The organism is Kosakonia sp., assembly GCF_032052965.1.
Taxonomy (GTDB): domain Bacteria; phylum Pseudomonadota; class Gammaproteobacteria; order Enterobacterales; family Enterobacteriaceae; genus Kosakonia.
On the sequence record NZ_DAMBVN010000007.1, the window covers coordinates 60,245 to 79,300 of the forward strand.

The window sequence follows — 19,056 nt, forward strand, 5'->3', positions numbered from 1 at the left end:
TATAATCACGAAATATGCATAAAAAATCACTGCATGGCAACCAGAAATCAGCGTAAGAGGAAGTTTTTCAGTAACTGATGGCCCTGCTCGCTAAGGATGCTCTCCGGGTGAAACTGCACGCCTTCCAGATCCCAATACCGATGACGGATCCCCATAATTTCACCGCTTTCGCTCCAGGCCGTTACCTCGAATTCATCGGGCAAGGTTGGCGGATCGATCACTAATGAGTGATAACGCGTAACGGTTAAGGGATTATTAAGCCCGGCAAACACACCGGTGCCATGGTGGGTTACCGGTGAGGTCTTGCCATGCATTACTTTCGCGGCGCGCACAATGGTTGCGCCAAAAACTTGCGCAATGGCCTGGTGGCCAAGGCAGACACCAAGGATCGGTAATGTGCCGCTGTAGTGACGAATCACTTCTAGCGAAACCCCGGATTCATCAGGCGTACAAGGGCCGGGGGAGATAACAATTTTGGCTGGTGCAAGGCGGGCGACATCCGCCAGCTCTATGTCATCATTACGTTTTACTTCTACATGCGCACCCAGTTCACAAAAATATTGATACAGGTTCCAGGTAAAAGAGTCGTAATTGTCGATAAGCAGGATCATGGCGGCCTCTGGGATAGCAAACCGCGCTAGTTTACCCGCTTTCGCTGGCTTCGCTTACCACTTTGCTGAAGATCGCGTACAGAGGCTCTAAATCGCCCATCGCTCCGCTCTGGTTAGCTGCACTCCAGCGCTCAGGTTTGATCCCCCGCCAGTCGAGGGAAAACCCCGCATGCAGCGCCAGTTGTTCGAAGAAAATCCGCTGGGCAATGCCGTTCCCAAGACGGAATGGGTGCAGCACGTTAATTTCACAGTAGTAGTGCGCCAGTCGCGCCACAAATTCGGTTTTCTCCAGGCCGCACAGCCACTCTTCATCTTCCAGTTGCTGCATCAACGCGTTGCCCTCTTTTTCGATATATTCGAAATGGCAGAAACGCGTGTCGCCCTGGTAGATATCCACTTCCCGAAAACGCCCGGCCCAGTCGAACACATCCTGATAAAGATGATGATGGATCGCACAAAGATGTGGCAGACCACGCGCCAGGGGGCCCAGTTCCAGCGTCGCTGCGCGCAACGCCGTCAGTTGATACGCCGCCTGCTCCAGTCGTTGCGTCTGGCGGATGCTCAACAAATTGCGCATTACATCCAGTCCGGGGTAGAGATAAGGGTCGCGCCCGTCGCCAAATTTTTCACTCATAGTGCCTCCTGAGCTCTTCAAGCCGCGCGCTGGCCTCTTCAGCAGTCAGTGTGATCAATTCCGAATCCACGCCTTCCAGCCGCCTGCTGGCCTGGAAATTGATATTGCGTTGCTGTTCCCAGAGACGGGATTTTTGCTTGTCGGTGAGTTTTTTCGTCATGGCGCCCCCTGTTTGCCACAAGTATAAGCAGCAATTTTGCGTTACGCAGGGAGGGAACTGAAACACGGGCCGGGTAGCCCGTGTTGAGGAGACTTACGGTAATACTTTGGCAGAGAGGATAACTACCGGTTTTGACGGGACATTCTGGTACGGGCCGACATCATGTGTCTGCACCTGAGAAATTTTGTCGGCCACATCCATGCCTTTCACAACTTTACCGAATACCGCATAGCCAAAATCACGCTGTCCATGATCGAGGAAGGCGTTATCCGCAACGTTAATAAAGAACTGGCTGGTCGCGCTGTCTTTATCAGCGGTACGCGCCATAGAGATGGTGCCGCGCGTATTACGCAGGCCGTTGTCGGCTTCGTTTTTAATGGGCGGATTCGGCTGCTTTTGCTGCATCTGCTCGTTAAAACCGCCACCCTGGATCATAAAGCCCGGTATCACGCGGTGGAACGTGGTGTTGTTGTAGAAACCGTTATTCACATAATCCAGGAAGTTTTTCACCGACACAGGGGCTTTCTGGTTGTTCAGCTCCAGTTCGATATTACCCGCAGAGGTGGTGAGCAGAACGTGAGGGTCGCCTTTAGCCGCAAATGCAGCAGAGGAGAGACCAGAAAGGGCAAAAACAGCCGCAACAGCCGCCAGAGTCGATTTAACCATTAGGTTTCCTTAACGAAGCAGTAAAGAAAGCGAGTGGCTTGATTCTAAAGAGCAGTCAGCCAGCAGGCCAGCCTTTTACTTAATTTTACGTATTTGGAAACATATGTAACGCCAGGCCGGTTCCCGCCAAGGATGCGCGGCCTGGCACGCCGTCAAGATTGTGCGTTATGGCGGCTGAAAATAACCGTTTCTCCACCGCTATCGGTCTGGATCCAGGACTGCGCAGGCTGCGTTGTTGCAATGATCCGCCCCTGACGAATCGACCAGCGTACCGGCGCCTGGCAACGCACGGCATCAAAGCCACTCTCAACAGGCAAAATGATCATATTCGCCGGGTTGCCGGAAGCAATCCCATAATCCGTCAGGCCAAAGGTTCTGGCGCTGTTATGAGTGATTAAATGCAACCCATGCTCAATTTGCTGATACCCCATTAACTGACAAACATGTAACCCCATATGCAGCACCTGCAACATGTTGCCAGTGCCCAGCGGATACCAGGGGTCAAACACATCATCATGGCCAAAACAAACATTAATACCTGCGGCCAGTAACTCTTTCACCCGTGTGATCCCCCGGCGTTTCGGGTAATCATCAAAACGGCCTTGCAGATGGATATTGACCAGCGGGTTCGCCACAAAGTTAATGCCAGAGAGCTTTAACAAGCGGAACAGGCGTGACGTATACGCGCCGTTATAGGAGTGCATGGCGGTGGTATGGCTGGCAGTAACCTGTGAACCCATGCCCATTTTTAACGCCAGTGCGGCAACCGTTTCCACAAAGCGCGACTGCTCATCGTCGATTTCATCACAATGGATATCCAGTGGACGCCCATATTTTTGCGCCAGGCCAAAGGCGATATGCAGCGATTCAACGCCATATTCACGCGTAAATTCAAAGTGTGGGATCGCACCGACCACATCGGCCCCCAGACGCAACGCCTCTTCCAGCAATGCGGCCCCATTCGGATAAGAGAGGATCCCTTCCTGGGGAAACGCAACGATTTGCACATCTATCCACGGCGCCACTTCAGCTTTCACTTCAATCATCGCTTTCAGGGCCGTTAACGACGGATCAGAAACATCAACGTGTGTGCGTACATACTGTACGCCGTTGGCCATTTGCCACTTCAATGTTTGCCAGGCGCGGGCTTTCACATCTTCATGCGTGAGCAGCGCCTTGCGCTCAGCCCAGCGTTCAATGCCTTCAAATAAGGTTCCCGACTGGTTCCAGTTCGGCTCGCCTGCAGTTTGCGTGGTGTCGAGATGAATATGTGGCTCAATAAATGGCGGTAATGCCAGCCCCCCACGCGCATTCAGCACCTCGTGACTGTCGGTGTGTGTCGATTCCATGGGCGTGATGTCGCCAAAGCGCCCGTTCTCAATTGCGATTTGCCACAACCCTTCGCGATCCGGTAAATGCACGTTCTGGACGAACCAAATCGGTGCTGAAGACATAGCGCTACTCCTTCCGTTTTCGTCTGAAATTTCGGATCAGACACCGAGGCAAAAAACCCTCTCTTTTTGTACACAAATTCTGCAATCCAGAAAAGCCTGTTATTTCTACAACTTAGAAAAACCAATAAAAATCAGTCATCTACTCATTAAGTGGTATGTGAAGGTGTATTTGATGCACATCAATAAGCCCCGAGGCTGAATCGTTAAGGTAGGCAGTAATAGAAAAGAAATCGAGGCAAAAATGAGCAAAGTCAAACTCGCTATCATCGGTAACGGCATGGTCGGTCACCGCTTCATTGAGGACCTCCTCGATAAAGCCGACGCCTCCGAATTCGATATCACCGTTTTTTGTGAAGAGCCGCGTAAAGCCTACGACCGCGTGCATCTTTCTTCTTACTTCTCTCATCATACAGCCGAAGAGCTGTCACTGGTCCGCGAAGGTTTTTACGAGAAACATGGCGTCAAAGTGCTGGTTGGCGAACGTGCGATCACTATTAACCGTCAGGAAAAAGTGATCCACTCCAGCGCCGGGCGCACCGTCTGGTATGACAAACTGATCATGGCGACCGGTTCCTACCCGTGGATCCCGCCGATCAAAGGGTCTGAAACCCAGGACTGTTTTGTTTATCGCACCATTGAAGATTTGAACGCCATTGAATCCTGCGCCCGTCGTAGCCGCCGCGGTGCAGTTGTCGGTGGTGGCCTGCTCGGTTTGGAAGCCGCAGGGGCGCTGAAAAACTTAGGTGTTGAAACCCACGTTATTGAATTCGCGCCAATGCTGATGGCAGAGCAACTCGACCAAATGGGCGGCGAGCAGCTCAAACGCAAAATCGAAAGTATGGGCGTACGCGTCCACACCAGCAAAAACACCAAAGAGATCGTCCAGGAAGGTACCGAAGCGCGTAAAACCATGCGTTTTGCGGACGGTAGCGCGCTGGAAGTAGACTTTATCGTCTTCTCTACCGGTATCCGCCCACGTGATAAACTCGCCACCCAGTGCGGACTGACCGTGGGTCAGCGCGGCGGTATCGTGATTAACGATAACTGCCAGACTTCCGATCCGGATATTTACGCCATTGGTGAATGTGCGAGCTGGAACAACCGCGTGTACGGTCTGGTGGCGCCTGGTTATAAAATGGCGCAAGTTGCTGTTGACCATATCCTGGGCACCCGGAATGCGTTTGAAGGCGCGGATCTCAGCGCCAAACTGAAACTGCTGGGCGTTGATGTGGGCGGTATCGGCGATGCTCACGGTCGCACCCCTGGCGCACGCAGCTATGTTTACCTCGACGAAAGCAAAGAAGTCTACAAACGCCTGATTGTCAGCCCGGACAATAAAACTCTACTGGGCGCAGTACTGGTGGGCGATACCAGCGATTTCGGCAACCTGCTGCAACTGGTGTTGAACGCGATTGAATTGCCGGAAAACCCGGATGCGCTGATCCTGCCGGCCCATGCCGCTGGCGGTAAACCCTCTATCGGCGTCGATAAGCTGCCCGACAGCGCGCAAATTTGCTCCTGTTTTGACGTGACCAAAGGGGACCTGATTGCCGCAATCAATAAAGGCTGCCATACCGTTGCGGCGCTGAAAGCAGAAACCAAAGCCGGTACCGGCTGCGGCGGCTGCATTCCTCTGGTCACTCAAGTGCTGAACGCCGAACTGGCAAAACAGGGCATCGAAATCACCAATAACCTGTGTGAGCACTTTGCCTATTCCCGACAGGAGCTGTACCACCTGATCCGCGTGGAAGGCATCAAAACGTTTGATGAATTGCTGGCGAAATACGGCAAAGGCTATGGCTGCGAAGTCTGTAAACCGACCGTCGGTTCGCTGCTGGCGTCATGCTGGAACGAATACATCCTGAAACCGCAGAACACGCCGTTGCAGGACACTAACGATAACTTCCTCGCCAACATCCAGAAAGACGGCACCTACTCTGTGATCCCACGTTCCGCAGGGGGTGAAATCACCCCGGAAGGTCTGATGGAAGTAGGCCGTATCGCCCGTGAATTTAATCTCTACACCAAAATTACCGGTTCCCAACGCATTGGCCTGTTTGGCGCACAGAAAGATGACCTGCCGGAAATCTGGCGTCAGTTGATCGAGGCAGGCTTTGAAACCGGCCACGCTTACGCGAAAGCGCTGCGTATGGCGAAAACCTGTGTTGGCTCAACCTGGTGCCGTTACGGCGTAGGCGATAGCGTTGGTTTCGGCGTTGAACTGGAAAACCGCTACAAAGGCATCCGTACACCGCACAAAATGAAGTTCGGTGTTTCTGGCTGTACCCGCGAATGTGCGGAAGCTCAGGGGAAAGACGTGGGCATTATCGCTACCGAAAAAGGCTGGAACCTGTATGTCTGCGGTAACGGCGGGATGAAACCGCGTCATGCGGATCTGCTGGCGGCGGATCTCGATCGCGAAACGCTGTTGCATTATCTCGACCGCTTTATGATGTTCTATATCCGTACTGCCGACAAACTGACCCGTACTGCATCCTGGCTGGATGCCATGGAAGGCGGTATCGACTACCTGAAGAGCGTGATCATCGACGATAAACTGGGCTTCGACGCACAGTTGGAAGAAGAGATGACCCGCCTGCGCGAAGCGGTGATTTGCGAATGGACAGAAACCGTAAATACCCCTGCTGCGCAGACCCGCTTCAAACATTTTATCAACAGCGATCGTCGCGACCCGAACGTGCAGGTTGTGCCAGAACGTGCGCAGCATCGCCCGGCAACCCCGTATGAGCGCATCCCGGTAACCATGGTGGAGGAAAACGCATGAGCCAGTGGAACACTATCTGCAAAATCGACGACATTCTGCCCGCAACCGGCGTTTGCGCGCTGTTGAACGACCAGCAAGTGGCCATTTTCCGCCCTCGTCATGATGACCAGGTGTATGCCATCAGCAATATCGACCCGTTCTTCCAGGCCAGCGTGTTGTCACGCGGGATTATCGCCGAGCACCAGGGTGAGTTATGGGTCGCCAGCCCGCTAAAAAAACAGCGCTTCCGCCTGCGTGACGGGCTGTGTATGGAAGATGAAAGCCGTTCCGTAGCGCATTTCGACGCGCGAGTAAAAGACGGCGTGGTGCAGATTAAAGCGTAATACCCCGGCGGGGGCGCAATGTTCCCGCCTTTCTTTTTGATTTTTAAACTTTTCCTCTTAACTTTGGATAATCAACATCATGTTTACCGACACGATTAATAAGTGCGCGGCGAATGCTGCGCGTATTGCCCGGCTCTCCTCGCAAAATCCTTTGGGTTTTTGGGTCAGTTCCGCAATGGCAGGGGCTTATGTGGGACTGGGTATTATTTTGATTTTCACGCTGGGTAACCTGCTCGATCCCGCCGTGCGTCCACTGGTGATGGGGGCGACATTTGGTATCGCTTTAACGCTGGTGATTATTGCGGGTTCGGAGTTATTTACCGGGCATACGATGTTTCTGACGTTAGGCGTTAAAGCGGGGACCATCAGCCACGGTCAAATGTGGACGATCCTGCCGCAAACCTGGCTTGGCAACCTGCTCGGCTCCGTGTTCGTCGCCCTGCTCTATTACTGGGGCGGCGGTAGCCTGTTACCCGTGGATAACAGCCTTGTGCATACTGTTGCGCTGGCAAAAACCAGCGCCCCGGCCAGCGTTTTATTCTTTAAAGGCGCGCTGTGTAACTGGCTGGTTTGCCTGGCAATCTGGATGGCGATCCGTACCGAAGGCGCCGCAAAATTTCTCGCAATCTGGTGGTGTCTGCTGGCTTTCATTGCGTCCGGTTACGAGCACTCTATTGCTAATATGACCCTCTTCGCCCTTTCCTGGTTTGGTCATCATAGCGACACCTATACCTTAAGTGGTATTGGTCATAACCTGCTGTGGGTAACGCTGGGCAATACTTTATCTGGTGCCGTATTTATGGGTTTGGGTTACTGGTATGCTACCCCGAAATCAGAGCGTCCTGACGCAGTCAACGCCGTGAAAAACCAGGCAGCAGCGAATAACTAAAATACTGAGGTAATGTCGTGGATCATTTGCCAATATTTTGCCAGTTGCGCGATCGTAACTGCCTGTTGGTGGGCGGTGGAGATGTCGCAGAACGTAAAGCCCGACTGTTAATGGACGCGGGTGCACGACTTACCGTCAATGCCCTCACTTTTGTGCCGCAATTCTCCGTCTGGGCAGAAGAAGGCATGCTGACGCTGGTGGAAGGCGAATTTAACGAATCATTACTGGATACATGCTGGCTGGCGATTGCCGCTACCGATAATGACACGGTCAATCAGCGCGTCAGCGATGCGGCAGAAGCTCGCCGTATATTTTGTAACGTGGTCGATGCGCCAACCCAGGCCAGTTTTATCATGCCTTCCATTATTGACCGTTCGCCGCTGATGGTGGCGGTCTCTTCAGGTGGAACCTCTCCTGTACTGGCACGGTTACTGCGCGAAAAACTCGAGTCGCTGCTCCCGCAACACCTTGGCCATGTCGCGCGGTTTGCCGGTCAGTTGCGCGGCAGGGTGAAGAAGCACTTTTCCACCATGAGCGAACGCCGTCGCTTCTGGGAAAAATTGTTCGTGAACGACCGGCTGGCGCAGTCGCTGGCGAATCAGGACCAGCCTGCCGTCGAACACATCACTGAGCAGTTGCTGGCCGAACCGCTGGATAACCGTGGTGAAGTGGTACTGGTGGGTGCCGGGCCGGGCGATGCCGGGCTACTGACATTAAAAGGGCTGCAGCAAATCCAGCAGGCAGATGTGGTGGTTTACGACCGGCTGGTTTCCGATGACATTATGAATCTGGTGCGCCGCGACGCCGATCGCGTATTTGTGGGCAAGCGCGCCGGCTATCACTGCGTACCGCAGGAGGAGATCAACCAGATCCTGCTGCGCGAGGCGCAAAGTGGTAAACGCGTTGTGCGCCTGAAAGGTGGCGATCCGTTTATTTTCGGGCGCGGTGGCGAAGAGCTGGAAACGTTGTGCCATGCGGGCGTGCCTTTCTCTGTGGTGCCCGGAATTACCGCAGCCTCTGGGTGTTCAGCCTATTCCGGCATTCCGCTGACGCACCGCGACTATGCGCAAAGCGTCAGGCTGGTCACCGGGCACCTGAAAACCGGCGGCGAACTGGACTGGGCAAACCTGGCGGCAGAAAAACAGACCCTGGTGTTTTATATGGGCCTGAATCAGGCCTCAGCCATTCAGACCCAGTTGATTGCTCACGGCATGCAGGCCGATATGCCCGTGGCCCTGGTCGAGAACGGTACGTCGGTGCAACAACGCGTAGTCAGCGGGACATTGTCGCAGCTTGGTGACCTGGCACAGCAGGTAGAAAGCCCGGCATTGATTATCGTGGGCCGTGTGGTTGCACTGCGCGATAAACTGAAGTGGTTTTAAAGACAGAAAAAAGGGCAGGTTGAACCTGCCCTTTTTTATTGCGCCCCTAATTACGGTTTGGCCACAAAGCCAATCGCTTCGTAGACTTTGCTCAGCGTTTCAGAAGCGCGGGCGCTGGCTTTCGCCGCCCCTTCTTTCATCACCTGCTGCAGGAAGGCTTCATCGTTACGATAACGGTGATAGCGCTCTTGCAGTTCGGACAGCATGCCTGACACCGCTTCCGCGACTTCACCTTTCAGATGACCGTACATTTTGCCTTCGAAGTGCTGCTCCAGTTCTGCGATGTTCTTTCCTGTTACTGCAGACAGAATATCCAACAGGTTAGAAACGCCTGCTTTGGTGGCAATGTCGTAACGGACAACTGGCGGCTCATCGGAGTCGGTCACCGCGCGTTTGATTTTCTTCACTACCGCTTTCGGATCTTCGAGCAGGCCAATAACGTTGTTGCGGTTATCGTCCGACTTGGACATCTTTTTGGTCGGCTCCAGCAGCGACATGACGCGCGCGCCAGATTTCGGAATGAACGGCTCTGGTACCTTGAAGATCTCGCCATAAATCGCGTTAAAACGCTGCGCGATATCACGGCTCAGCTCCAGATGTTGTTTCTGATCTTCGCCTACTGGCACCTGGTTGGTCTGATAAAGCAGGATGTCGGCGGCCATCAGCACCGGGTAGTCAAACAGACCGGCGTTAATGTTTTCTGCATAGCGTGCAGATTTATCTTTGAACTGAGTCATACGGCTCAGTTCGCCGAAATAGGTGTAGCAGTTCAGCGCCCAGCCTAGCTGCGCGTGCTCAGGCACGTGAGACTGAACAAAAATGGTGCTCTTTTGCGGATCGATGCCGCAGGCCAGATACAACGCCAGCGTATCCAGCGTCGCTTTACGCAGCGCCTGCGGATCCTGACGAACGGTGATGGCATGCTGGTCAACGATGCAGTAGATACAGTGATAGTCATCCTGCATGTTCACCCACTGACGCAGCGCACCCATATAGTTGCCAATGGTTAATTCACCTGAGGGCTGTGCGCCACTAAAGACGATGGGCTTAGTCATTTTTTATTTCCTGATTTTCACTGTGCGGGAGCCCGAGCGCGGGCAGTAACGCTTTAAAATGTTCATATACGTAGTCGGGCTCACTGAGAGCAATGGCTTCGCCATAGTTGTAACCGTACGTCAGTCCAACCGAGACACTCCCCGCGGCCTTCGCAGCCTGGATATCGTTACGTGAATCCCCGACGAAGAGTAACTCATGAGGTTGAATATTGAGCTTTTTGCACACCAGAAGCAACGGTTCCGGATGCGGCTTTTTGTTCACCACATCATCACCACCCACCACGAAAGTAAAGTACTGCGCAATGCCCAACGCTTCCAGCAACGGGGCAACAAACGGTGTGGGTTTATTGGTTACCAGCGCCAGCGGCAGGCCTTTGGCATGCAGCGCTGACAACGTTTCAGCGACATCAGGGAACAGAAAGCTACCCTCTTCCACGGTTTCTTCGTAGTAACGATTGAACAACTTACGCAGCATGCGCACCTGCTCTTCTTGCGGAATATCGCTTTGATCAACGTCGGGCTTGCCCTGCGCAGCACGCTGGATCGCACGCTCCTGACGTGACCAATTTAGGGCGCGCTCCATCAGCACATCGGCACCGTTACCAATCCACGTCACTACGCGCGCTTCGCCAGCCTGCGGCAACTCCAGCGCATACAGTGCGCTATCGACCGCCGCCGTAAGACCTGGCGCGCTGTCCACCAGCGTGCCATCAAGATCAAAAGCAACGCCGCGAACTAACTGCATTTTATCCATGACTTACCTTCGCCAGTTCAAGACGCATTTCATCAATCACTTTTTTGTAATCCGGCTGGTCGAAAATCGCCGATCCCGCAACGAACATATCTGCGCCAGCGGCAGCGATTTCGCCGATATTGTTTACCTTCACCCCACCGTCGACTTCCAGGCGAATATCGAAACCAGACGCGTCAATGCGACGACGAACTTCGCGCAGCTTGTCCAGCGTATGGGGAATAAAAGACTGGCCGCCGAAGCCAGGGTTCACCGACATCAGCAGGATCACATCCAGCTTATCCATCACATAGTCGAGGTAGCTCAGCGGCGTAGCCGGGTTAAACACCAGCCCCGCTTTACAGCCATTCTCTTTGATCAGTTGCAGAGTACGGTCGACGTGTTCAGACGCTTCAGGATGAAAAGTAATGATGCTGGCACCCGCCGCGGCGAAGTCCGGCACCAGGCGGTCAACCGGTTTCACCATCAGATGCACATCGATAGGGGCGGTTATGCCGTAGTTTCGCAGCGCTTTCAGCACCATCGGTCCGATGGTCAGGTTCGGCACGTAATGGTTATCCATCACGTCGAAATGCACGACATCGGCACCGGCAGCAAGCGCTTTAGCCGTGTCTTCACCCAGACGAGCAAAGTCAGCCGACAGGATCGAAGGGGCAATCAAATACTGTTTCATCCGCATCTCCTTGAAAAATGATAAGTCAGCAGGCTGGCGGCGCGGTGAAAGCAGGTTACCGGGTTGCCGGGCGGTAAAGCGCCAGCAATTCATCCACCTTTCTACGTGTGCCGCCATTACTACTGATGCTGCGCCGCACTTTCACCACATGCAATTTGGCCTGACGATACCACTCGCGCGTTAACGCCGTATCGTGGTTTGAAATCAACACCGGGATTTGGTTCAGCACCAGGTTTTCAGCAATCGCGGCCAGATGTGCCTGCTGCTCCAGATTAAAACTGTTTGTGTGATACGCCGTAAAGTTCGCGGTCGCGGAAAGCGGCGCGTAAGGAGGATCGCAGTAAACGACGGAATTCTCGTCCGCACGCGCCATGCTGTCGGCGTAAGACTCGCAGTAAAAAAAGGCATTCTGCGCTTTTTCCGCGAAGTGATACAACTCGGCTTCCGGAAAATAGGGTTTTTTATAACGACCGAACGGCACATTAAACTCGCCGCGCAGGTTATAGCGACACAGGCCATTATAGCCATGACGGTTGAGATACAAAAACAACAGCGCCCGCCGGAACGGCTCCTGGCACGCGTTAAATTCATCGCGAAATTGGTAATAAATAACGGATTGGTTAGTCTCAGGCGTAAACAGATCGCGCGCATGATGCACATACTCATCAGCACGGTCTTTAACAATGTTATAGAGACTAATCAGGTCACTGTTGATATCCGCAAGGATATAGCGTGAATACGACGTATTAAGGAACACCGAACCCGCGCCGACGAACGGCTCGATAAGGCATTCCCCCTGCGGCAGGTGCTTTTCGATATCGTCGAGCAGGGGGTACTTCCCCCCTGCCCATTTTAAAAAAGCGCGATTCTTTTTCATGCTGACTGGTTGCTTACACTCTCTCCGGCTGTGGAGAAAGCTCCGACAGCATCCTGCGCTTTAGACATTACTTAAGATCGGCCTGAACCTGATGCAGCGGCTTCGCCCATGGGTTTTTAGCCTGCACATCGGCTGGCAAGGCTGCAACAGCACGTTTAGCATCATCTTTTGACGCATACACGCCGCTCACCAGCACATACCACGGCTGACCGTTACGGGTGGTCTGATAAACAACGTAGTTTTTCAGACTTTCTTTCTTCGCCCACGCGTTCAGGTTGCTGTAATTCGACGAGCTACTGAGCTGCAATGTGTAATGACTACCTGGTGCTGATTTCAGTGCGCCTACGTTACCGGTTGATGTGGCACCGCTCGCAGCAGGCGTGGCTGTGGCCGCAGGAGCGGTAACCGCTGGCGCAGTCGTGGTTGCGGTTGCTTTAGGCTGCACTGGCGTCGCCGCGGGTGCTTTGACCGGCGCAGTGGCGGTCTCGGTGTGCTTCGGCGGCTGAGCAACAGGTTTCGACTCCGCTTTTGCCACCAGTGCTTTCGTTACCGGTTTCGGTTCAATAACCATTTGCTTACGCTCAGGACGCGAAGTGGCGGTATGAGCTTCTGCTGGCGCAGCCTGCTGACGCGCAACGGCACCATTACCGTTACGCACTGGCGCGACGGTTGCCGGTTCCGTAGGCAGCGTAGACGTGACCGCACTGTCAAGCTGAGTCTGATTTTGCGGCTGTGACAGCGCATTATTCAGGTCGCCCTGAACCTCGACTCGCTGCTGACCTTCCGGTGCGACAGGTGCCTGCCCCTGAGAAGGGGTTGAGGAAATCGGTGGCAGAGAAACATCCTGCTGTGCATTGCCCGCAGTCTGTTGCTCCGCTGTGTTACCCGGCGCTGGCTGAGCGCCATTCGCCTGATCGGCTGCGGTGCTGGTCGCGCCCGCATTGCCGTTATTGCCCGACAGATCAATATTTTTCTCTGTCGGCGCTTGTTGTTCGTTGGCCGTGGAAGGCGCGGGAGATTTCAGCGCAGAACCGATGCCGACAATCAGCAGCAACAGCACCACAATACCAATACCCATCATCATGTACTGGCGGGACGCAGGCTTCGCAACTGCGGCTTTTTTACGCTTACGCGGACGACGTTCCTCACGCTCCTCGTCCAGAGCGTCTTCATCCTCTTCATAACGTTCTTCTTCGCGCTCATCGCGTGCCCGGCGGGTACGCGATGGACGGCGATCGTCGGCGTCTACATCAACCTCATCGAAGTTGATTTGCGGTTCGTCGACACGCTCGGAAGATTGACGAGAACGACCAGTACGACGATCGCTGGGATCGGGTTTCAGCTCGTCTTCTGGTTTGAATTCATCCATTTAACACCCCACTCAAAGGCGTATGCCACCACCTGCACAGCGCCCGAAATTAAACGTCACTTTCTATCGTGACCAGACCTTTCTAATAGTTACGCTTGCTGGCAATCAGCAATAGCGCCGAGTACTACATCGTGCGACACTCCGCCGCGCACTTCACTCTTCCCTATCGCCAACGGAAGCACTAAACGCATCTCCCCCGCCAGCACTTTTTTATCGCGCATCATATGCGGTAAATAGGCCTGTGCAGACATTTCGCGCGGCCCCTGCACCGGCAAGCCCGCCCGTTCAAGCAACGCAATAATCCGCTGCGTTTCGGCTTTACTGAACTGACCAAGGCGTTCAGACGCACGCGCCGCCATCACCATGCCAGCCGCAACAGCTTCGCCATGCAGCCAGTTACCGTAGCCCATTTCCGCTTCAATGGCGTGGCCGAAGGTATGTCCAAGATTGAGTAAAGCACGTAAGCCCGTTTCACGCTCATCGGCAGCGACAACGTCGGCTTTTAGCTCACAGCAGCGGCGGATACAGTACGCCATTGCCGGGCCATCAAGACGCAGTAGCGCATCCATATTCTGCTCAAGCCAGGTAAAGAACTCGCCGTCAAGAATAATGCCGTATTTGATCACTTCAGCAAGACCCGATGACAACTCGCGGGCAGGCAGGGTTTCCAGACAATCAAGATCGACCACCACGGATGCAGGCTGGTAGAACGCGCCGATCATGTTTTTGCCAAGAGGGTGGTTTACCGCCGTTTTACCGCCAACGGAGGAATCAACCTGAGAAAGGAGCGTGGTCGGCACTTGAATAAAGCGCACGCCGCGCTGGTAGCTGGCTGCCGCGAAACCGGTTAAATCACCGATCACACCGCCGCCAAGCGCGACTAGCGTTGTGTCGCGCCCATGAGGTTTTTGCAACAAGGCAGTGAATACCGTGTCCATGACTGCCAGACTTTTATACTGCTCACCATCCGGCAGAATAACACTGTCAACGTTCACACCTGACTGCTCCAGTACCCGGCGGACTTTATCCAGATAGAGTGGAGCCAAAGTCTCGTTGGTGACCAGCATAACCTGATCCCCAGTCTTCAGTGGCGCGAAAGAAGCTGGATCGTTGAACAAACCAGCCGCGATGGTGATGGGGTAACTACGTTCCCCGAGAGTGACGGTAATCCTCTCCATGACGCGACATCCACCTTAGTTGCTTAAACCCGCAGGCCTGTAATTAAGCCAGAATTAGTTGCTTTCCAGCATATGAATAATCTGGTTTGCGACCACTTTAGCGCTCTGGTCGTCGGTACGAATGGTGACGTCCGCAATCTCTTCGTACAGCGGATTACGTTCATTCGCCAGTGCTTCCAACACCTCGCGCGGCGGCGCGTCCACTTGCAGAAGCGGGCGTTTTTTGTCACGTTGAGTGCGAGCCAATTGTTTTTCGATAGTGGTTTCCAGATAAACCACTACTCCACGGGCGGAGAGACGATTACGGGTTTCGCGAGATTTTACAGAACCGCCGCCGGTGGCCAGTACGATGCCCTGTTTTTCCGTCAGCTCGTTGATGATTTTTTCTTCGCGATCGCGGAAACCTTCTTCACCTTCAACATCGAAGACCCAGCCCACATCAGCTCCGGTTCGTTTCTCAATCTCTTGATCAGAATCGTAAAATTCCATATTGAGTTGTTGAGCTAACTGACGCCCAATAGTGCTTTTGCCGGCACCCATAGGCCCAACCAGAAAGATATTGCGTTTCTCTGCCATTTTTTCGGTACTACTAAGACTATTCGTTGATGATAAACCCGCTTCGCAGACACCCAGCGTAGCAGGACATGAACTGAAACCTCATATGCGATAGTGCGAGAGTCAGATCGAAAATTATCTCAGTACTCCGGCTTGTTTGGCAACACATTAAATTACCAGTCGGACGCGGATAGCCATTCAGGCTCGACGGAGACTACTGACGCTCAAATCGGTACTCCTTGTAAGCTAAATCATCTCTCACGTCAAACACCTGAACCAAGTTCCGTAGAAAAAGAGGTGTTACGGCGGGATTAATGTACCGATGCCAGTCTCGGGGTGATAAACACCACCAGCTCGCGCCGTTCATTATCTTTCGTATCGTGGCGAAACAATCGCCCGACGCCAGGAAGTGCACCAAAGCCTGGCACGCGATCGCCGCTGTTGCTCCTTTTTTGCGAGAAGATGCCACCCAATGCCAGCGTGTCGCCGCTTTTAACTTCGACTTGTGTCTCGATTTCCTGTTTATCAATCGCGAGTGTCTCCCCGCCGGCCTGCTGTAAAACCTGGCCCGGCATATTCTGGCTAATTCGTAACTTCAAACGCACTCGTTTGTCAGGAAGCACGACGGGTGTGACCTCCATGCCCAGCACCGCTTCCTTAAATTCCACCGTGGTTACGCCGTTTTCCCCGCTGGAAACCTGATACGGGATCTCACTGCCTTGTTTGATACTGGCTGGTTGGCGGTGTGATGCCAGTAAACGGGGGCTGGCAATGATCTCCAACTGCTGCTTTTGTTCCAGTGCGGAGAGTTCAAGCTCCAGCAGACGCGCATTGATGCTGCCAATATTAAAGCCGATGCGGGTACTCGCCGCGGCGGCTGGCATTTGTGCCGACAGCACGCTAAGTTGCCCGCGCGATGCCACATCAGATTGCGCCAGTCCCCATTTAACCCCCAGCTCACGCAGGCTTTTTTCGTTGATCGTGACGATATGCGCCGCCAGTTCTACTTGTTCAATGGGTAAATCCATCTGCGCTACCCACTTTTCTATCGCCGCCAGCCCTTCTTTATTATCACGAACCAGTAAGCGGTTAAGGCGCTCATCCGCTGTCATTGAGCCTTGCGGGCTGAGCAGCTTCTCTCCGGCCTTCGCCAGTTCACCCGCATCGGCATAACGCAGCACCATCGCGCGAGTAAGAACCGGGGCATTCTGTTTGCGTTTTGCCACCGCGGCCTCTTGTTCCGCCTGTTGCTGCTGTCGCCAGCTGGACGTATGCACCAGCCAGATATTGCCTTGCTGGCTCAGAGTCAGTCCGGCGCTGGTCGCCACCGTTTGCAGCGCCTGTTTCCAGGGCACATCCACCAGGCTCAGCGACAGTGAGCCTGCCACTTCCGCCGGGATCACCAGGTTCTGTTTTTCCAGCGAAGCCAGCGCCTGTAAGACCTGCGCGACAGGTGCGCCATCCACCGTCAGCGTGACAAGACTGGCTTCCCCGGCACTCGCTAACGGCGCACTACAACACGCGAGGAGTAGTATCCTTTTCCACATTTTGCGTTCCTTCTCGTTTCCATCGCCACTGCGGCGGGTGGCACCCTTCGCCCGTGGCAATCTGCATTTCATGTTGATCGATAGCGATAATCCGCCACCCCACTGGCAGCGTTTCGCCAATAACGACGCGATGCCAGCCGCCGGCGGTATCACGTAAGATGCCAACCCGTTGGGCGCTCTCCACCATGCCGTGAAAATGCCAGCGACTAAGCTCTGCTATCTGGCATGTATCCGGCGGCGGTTGAAAAGGGTCGCGCATTCCGGTCAGCAGCAGGCAGAAACTGCTTGCCCATAGCAGACGTTTAACCCTCATTATCGTGCTCCAGCCGCAGCGTAAAATGTAAGCCACGTTCATCGGCAAGCAGTGAGAAGGCCGAAATCAGCATGTTACGTTCAGCAATCAGCGGAAATGTGCCAGCCACCGCGTGCCATTCCGTTTCCAGCATCATCTCACCCCCGTTTTGCGTGGGTTGCCAGCGGGTCAGTTGCCGCCCTGCGCCCTGGAAATCCAGCGGGGTGAAGACCCGTAATGCGGCGTCAGATTCTTTGTGCGCTGGTGGGCTGATGGCGCGCAGTTTGCGCCATTGCTCACGTAACAGGTTCTGCTGCGTTGCCTGCTGACTAAGCCGCTGTGCCTGGCCATTTTTCAATGGCAAGAGGATTAACCACCACAGCAGTAATCCCCCCAAAAGGACACTTAGCAACCAGCACAGCACTTGCCTGAATGGCGATAAAGCCAGCCAGCGATCTGCATTAAGGCGCATGCTGCGGCTCCTTATTCAGTTGATAATGAAACTGCCATCGCCCTTGCGCGTCACGCATCGTGGCTCCGGCAGGCAGCAACTGAAAGCCCTGCACTTGCTGTAAGGCATGTTCGAGTTCGCTCAGTGCGGCCACTGCACTCGTCAGCCCTATCAGTTCCAGCGTATTCTGCTGCCAGCGGAGCTGCGTGAGCCAGGCCTGTTGCGGCAGGTTCTCCGCCAGGGCAGTGAGTATCGGCCGCCATGCCCGAGTCTGCTGCTGGCGTTGCAAACGGGCTTGCGCTGCCTGCCAGCGCTGCCATTTAGCCTGTAAAGGCTGCTCTGCGGCCACCAGTGCAGCCAGTAAAGCGTGATCCGATTGCTGCCATAACGTGAGCGCCTGAAGATCAACGCTCAGGGTGCTGCGCCAGCCAGCACCCACGACGAAGAGTAACAGCGCCGTCGCAGTGAACAGAGCTGCCCAACCTCGCACCCTGCGCTGCCGCCTCCGCTGCCGCCAGGGTAAGAAATTGACCATTTGCGACATCAGCGCCTCCCGGCGAGCGCCAGACCGAGGGCTACGGCATAACGTCCCCCGGCTTCAGGTAAGGGTGGCTGGCGTCGCGGGATTGCCGTCCAGCAATCAAAACAGCCTTGCTCATCACCACATTCAATAAGCTCTCCCGCAGCCAGACCCAGCAAGTGCGCCAGGTGTGCAGCCGTATCGGCCTCTTCACGCACGCGCCGCCCCCAGCCCTCTTTCATCGCCCATAGCCATTGCCGCTCGTCCCGCCAGGCGAGACAGCGAGTGGGTGAAACCAACCAGGGGAGCAGTGTTTGCAGTGCACTGGCATCCGGCGTAATAAATGAAATGTGCAGCGACAGCGCCTCTGCAATGCCTAACAGGGTTGCCACATCTCTGGTTTGCGCTGCCGTCACCCCATAGGCGCTGGCCGTCTCATCTTCGATAAAATCGAAACAGAGATCGCTTTCCGCCATCTCCAGTTCACGCGCCATCGCATGCGACACCCAACCGGAAAGTTCCTGTTCGCGCAGGGAGAAATTCGGTCGTAGCAACTTTCTTTGCAGCGTTTGACCGGTAGGGAATGCCAGACGTACACAGTGGCGCTGAGGAAGTGTTTGCCGCCAGGGACGCAGAACATTTAGTAGAAGGTCAGGGGCTTTAATCCGCCCCTGCACTATCGCACCGGCGGCCAGAGGAAAATGCCACCAGCGGCGTAACGCCGGGCCGCGCCGGCCTGCGGCGATGGCAACAATAAAGATGTCATCTTCTTGAATATGAAGCCCAATTTGCCATGAATGAATTGTCATAAATTACGATCTCCTTATCGTCTCTCTGGATGACGCTATATCAATGCATCAGGCTTGCCTTTATACTACCGCGCG

21 protein-coding genes are annotated in these 19,056 nt (G+C 54.4%); 4 read left to right on the forward strand and 17 right to left on the reverse strand.

All coding sequences use genetic code 11. The annotated features are described in order from the left end of the window. Nucleotides 1–47: 47 nt before the first annotated feature. The 5 genes from pabA to RTX30_RS10905 all read right to left on the reverse strand — a co-directional run bounded on the left by pabA (nucleotide 48) and on the right by RTX30_RS10905 (nucleotide 3,525). Nucleotides 48–611, reverse strand: a complete 564-nt coding sequence (pabA, locus tag RTX30_RS10885; protein ID WP_312689633.1) for an aminodeoxychorismate synthase component 2 — start codon at nucleotides 609–611, stop codon at nucleotides 48–50. A 31-nt stretch (nucleotides 612–642) separates the two neighbouring features. Beyond that, entirely contained in the window at nucleotides 643–1,245 is a 603-nt protein-coding gene (locus tag RTX30_RS10890; protein ID WP_312689634.1) for a putative adenosine monophosphate-protein transferase Fic, read from the reverse strand. Further along, nucleotides 1,238–1,405, reverse strand: coding sequence for a YhfG family protein (locus RTX30_RS10895; RefSeq protein ID WP_312689635.1), 168 nt, complete (start codon nucleotides 1,403–1,405; stop codon nucleotides 1,238–1,240). The genes RTX30_RS10890 and RTX30_RS10895 overlap by 8 nt, the downstream gene beginning before the upstream one ends. A 93-nt stretch (nucleotides 1,406–1,498) precedes the next feature. Beyond that, entirely contained in the window at nucleotides 1,499–2,071 is a 573-nt protein-coding gene (gene ppiA, locus RTX30_RS10900) for a peptidylprolyl isomerase A (RefSeq protein ID WP_312689636.1), read from the reverse strand. A 152-nt stretch (nucleotides 2,072–2,223) separates the two neighbouring features. Next, nucleotides 2,224–3,525 carry a cytosine deaminase gene (locus RTX30_RS10905; protein WP_312689638.1) on the reverse strand — a complete coding sequence of 434 codons (1,302 nt, stop codon included), beginning with the start codon at nucleotides 3,523–3,525 and terminating at the stop codon, nucleotides 2,224–2,226. Between the two features lie 241 nt (nucleotides 3,526–3,766). On the opposite strand from RTX30_RS10905, the gene nirB reads away from it, so the two are divergent. The 4 genes from nirB (at nucleotide 3,767) to cysG (ending at nucleotide 8,904) form a co-directional block, all read left to right on the forward strand. Continuing rightward, entirely contained in the window at nucleotides 3,767–6,310 is a 2,544-nt protein-coding gene (gene nirB / locus RTX30_RS10910; protein ID WP_312689640.1) for a nitrite reductase large subunit NirB, read from the forward strand. Beyond that, on the forward strand, nucleotides 6,307–6,633 hold the full coding sequence (gene nirD, locus RTX30_RS10915) for a nitrite reductase small subunit NirD (protein ID WP_312689643.1): 327 nt from the start codon (nucleotides 6,307–6,309) through the stop codon (nucleotides 6,631–6,633). The genes nirB and nirD overlap by 4 nt, the downstream gene beginning before the upstream one ends. A gap of 79 nt (nucleotides 6,634–6,712) precedes the next feature. Next, nucleotides 6,713–7,522, forward strand: a complete 810-nt coding sequence (nirC, locus tag RTX30_RS10920) for a nitrite transporter NirC (RefSeq protein ID WP_312689645.1) — start codon at nucleotides 6,713–6,715, stop codon at nucleotides 7,520–7,522. 17 nt (nucleotides 7,523–7,539) lie between these two features. Next, nucleotides 7,540–8,904 (forward strand): siroheme synthase CysG, encoded by a 1,365-nt coding sequence (gene cysG, locus RTX30_RS10925; RefSeq protein WP_312689647.1) that lies wholly within the window; start codon nucleotides 7,540–7,542, stop codon nucleotides 8,902–8,904. A gap of 50 nt (nucleotides 8,905–8,954) precedes the next feature. On the opposite strand, the gene trpS is transcribed toward cysG, so the two are convergent. The 12 genes from trpS to RTX30_RS10985 all read right to left on the reverse strand — a co-directional run bounded on the left by trpS (nucleotide 8,955) and on the right by RTX30_RS10985 (nucleotide 18,981). Next, nucleotides 8,955–9,959, reverse strand: coding sequence for a tryptophan--tRNA ligase (trpS, locus tag RTX30_RS10930; protein ID WP_312689648.1), 1,005 nt, complete (start codon nucleotides 9,957–9,959; stop codon nucleotides 8,955–8,957). Then, nucleotides 9,952–10,713, reverse strand: a complete 762-nt coding sequence (gene gph / locus RTX30_RS10935; RefSeq protein WP_312689650.1) for a phosphoglycolate phosphatase — start codon at nucleotides 10,711–10,713, stop codon at nucleotides 9,952–9,954. The genes trpS and gph overlap by 8 nt, the downstream gene beginning before the upstream one ends. Next, the gene (gene rpe, locus RTX30_RS10940) at nucleotides 10,706–11,383 is read right to left on the reverse strand and encodes a ribulose-phosphate 3-epimerase (protein ID WP_312689651.1); all 678 of its coding nucleotides are present in this window, start codon (nucleotides 11,381–11,383) and stop codon (nucleotides 10,706–10,708) included. Before rpe ends, gph begins: the two co-directional genes overlap by 8 nt. 55 nt (nucleotides 11,384–11,438) lie before the next feature. After that, on the reverse strand, nucleotides 11,439–12,260 hold the full coding sequence (dam, locus tag RTX30_RS10945) for an adenine-specific DNA-methyltransferase (protein ID WP_312689653.1): 822 nt from the start codon (nucleotides 12,258–12,260) through the stop codon (nucleotides 11,439–11,441). Nucleotides 12,261–12,327: 67 nt separating this feature from the next. Then, the gene (gene damX / locus RTX30_RS10950; RefSeq protein ID WP_312689655.1) at nucleotides 12,328–13,629 is read right to left on the reverse strand and encodes a cell division protein DamX; all 1,302 of its coding nucleotides are present in this window, start codon (nucleotides 13,627–13,629) and stop codon (nucleotides 12,328–12,330) included. A gap of 89 nt (nucleotides 13,630–13,718) precedes the next feature. Further along, the gene (aroB, locus tag RTX30_RS10955) at nucleotides 13,719–14,807 is read right to left on the reverse strand and encodes a 3-dehydroquinate synthase (RefSeq protein WP_312689657.1); all 1,089 of its coding nucleotides are present in this window, start codon (nucleotides 14,805–14,807) and stop codon (nucleotides 13,719–13,721) included. A 54-nt stretch (nucleotides 14,808–14,861) separates the two neighbouring features. After that, on the reverse strand, nucleotides 14,862–15,383 hold the full coding sequence (gene aroK, locus RTX30_RS10960) for a shikimate kinase AroK (protein WP_312689659.1): 522 nt from the start codon (nucleotides 15,381–15,383) through the stop codon (nucleotides 14,862–14,864). A gap of 290 nt (nucleotides 15,384–15,673) precedes the next feature. Next, nucleotides 15,674–16,909, reverse strand: a complete 1,236-nt coding sequence (gene hofQ, locus RTX30_RS10965) for a DNA uptake porin HofQ (protein WP_312689661.1) — start codon at nucleotides 16,907–16,909, stop codon at nucleotides 15,674–15,676. Then, nucleotides 16,875–17,222 carry a HofP DNA utilization family protein gene (locus tag RTX30_RS10970; RefSeq protein ID WP_312689663.1) on the reverse strand — a complete coding sequence of 116 codons (348 nt, stop codon included), beginning with the start codon at nucleotides 17,220–17,222 and terminating at the stop codon, nucleotides 16,875–16,877. Before RTX30_RS10970 ends, hofQ begins: the two co-directional genes overlap by 35 nt. Then, nucleotides 17,212–17,673, reverse strand: a complete 462-nt coding sequence (locus RTX30_RS10975) for a hypothetical protein (protein WP_312689665.1) — start codon at nucleotides 17,671–17,673, stop codon at nucleotides 17,212–17,214. The genes RTX30_RS10970 and RTX30_RS10975 overlap by 11 nt, the downstream gene beginning before the upstream one ends. Next, entirely contained in the window at nucleotides 17,663–18,196 is a 534-nt protein-coding gene (locus RTX30_RS10980; RefSeq protein ID WP_312689667.1) for a PilN domain-containing protein, read from the reverse strand. The genes RTX30_RS10975 and RTX30_RS10980 overlap by 11 nt, the downstream gene beginning before the upstream one ends. Continuing rightward, entirely contained in the window at nucleotides 18,196–18,981 is a 786-nt protein-coding gene (locus tag RTX30_RS10985) for a DNA utilization protein HofM (protein ID WP_312689669.1), read from the reverse strand. The genes RTX30_RS10980 and RTX30_RS10985 overlap by 1 nt, the downstream gene beginning before the upstream one ends. Between the last annotated feature and the right edge of the window lie 75 nt (nucleotides 18,982–19,056).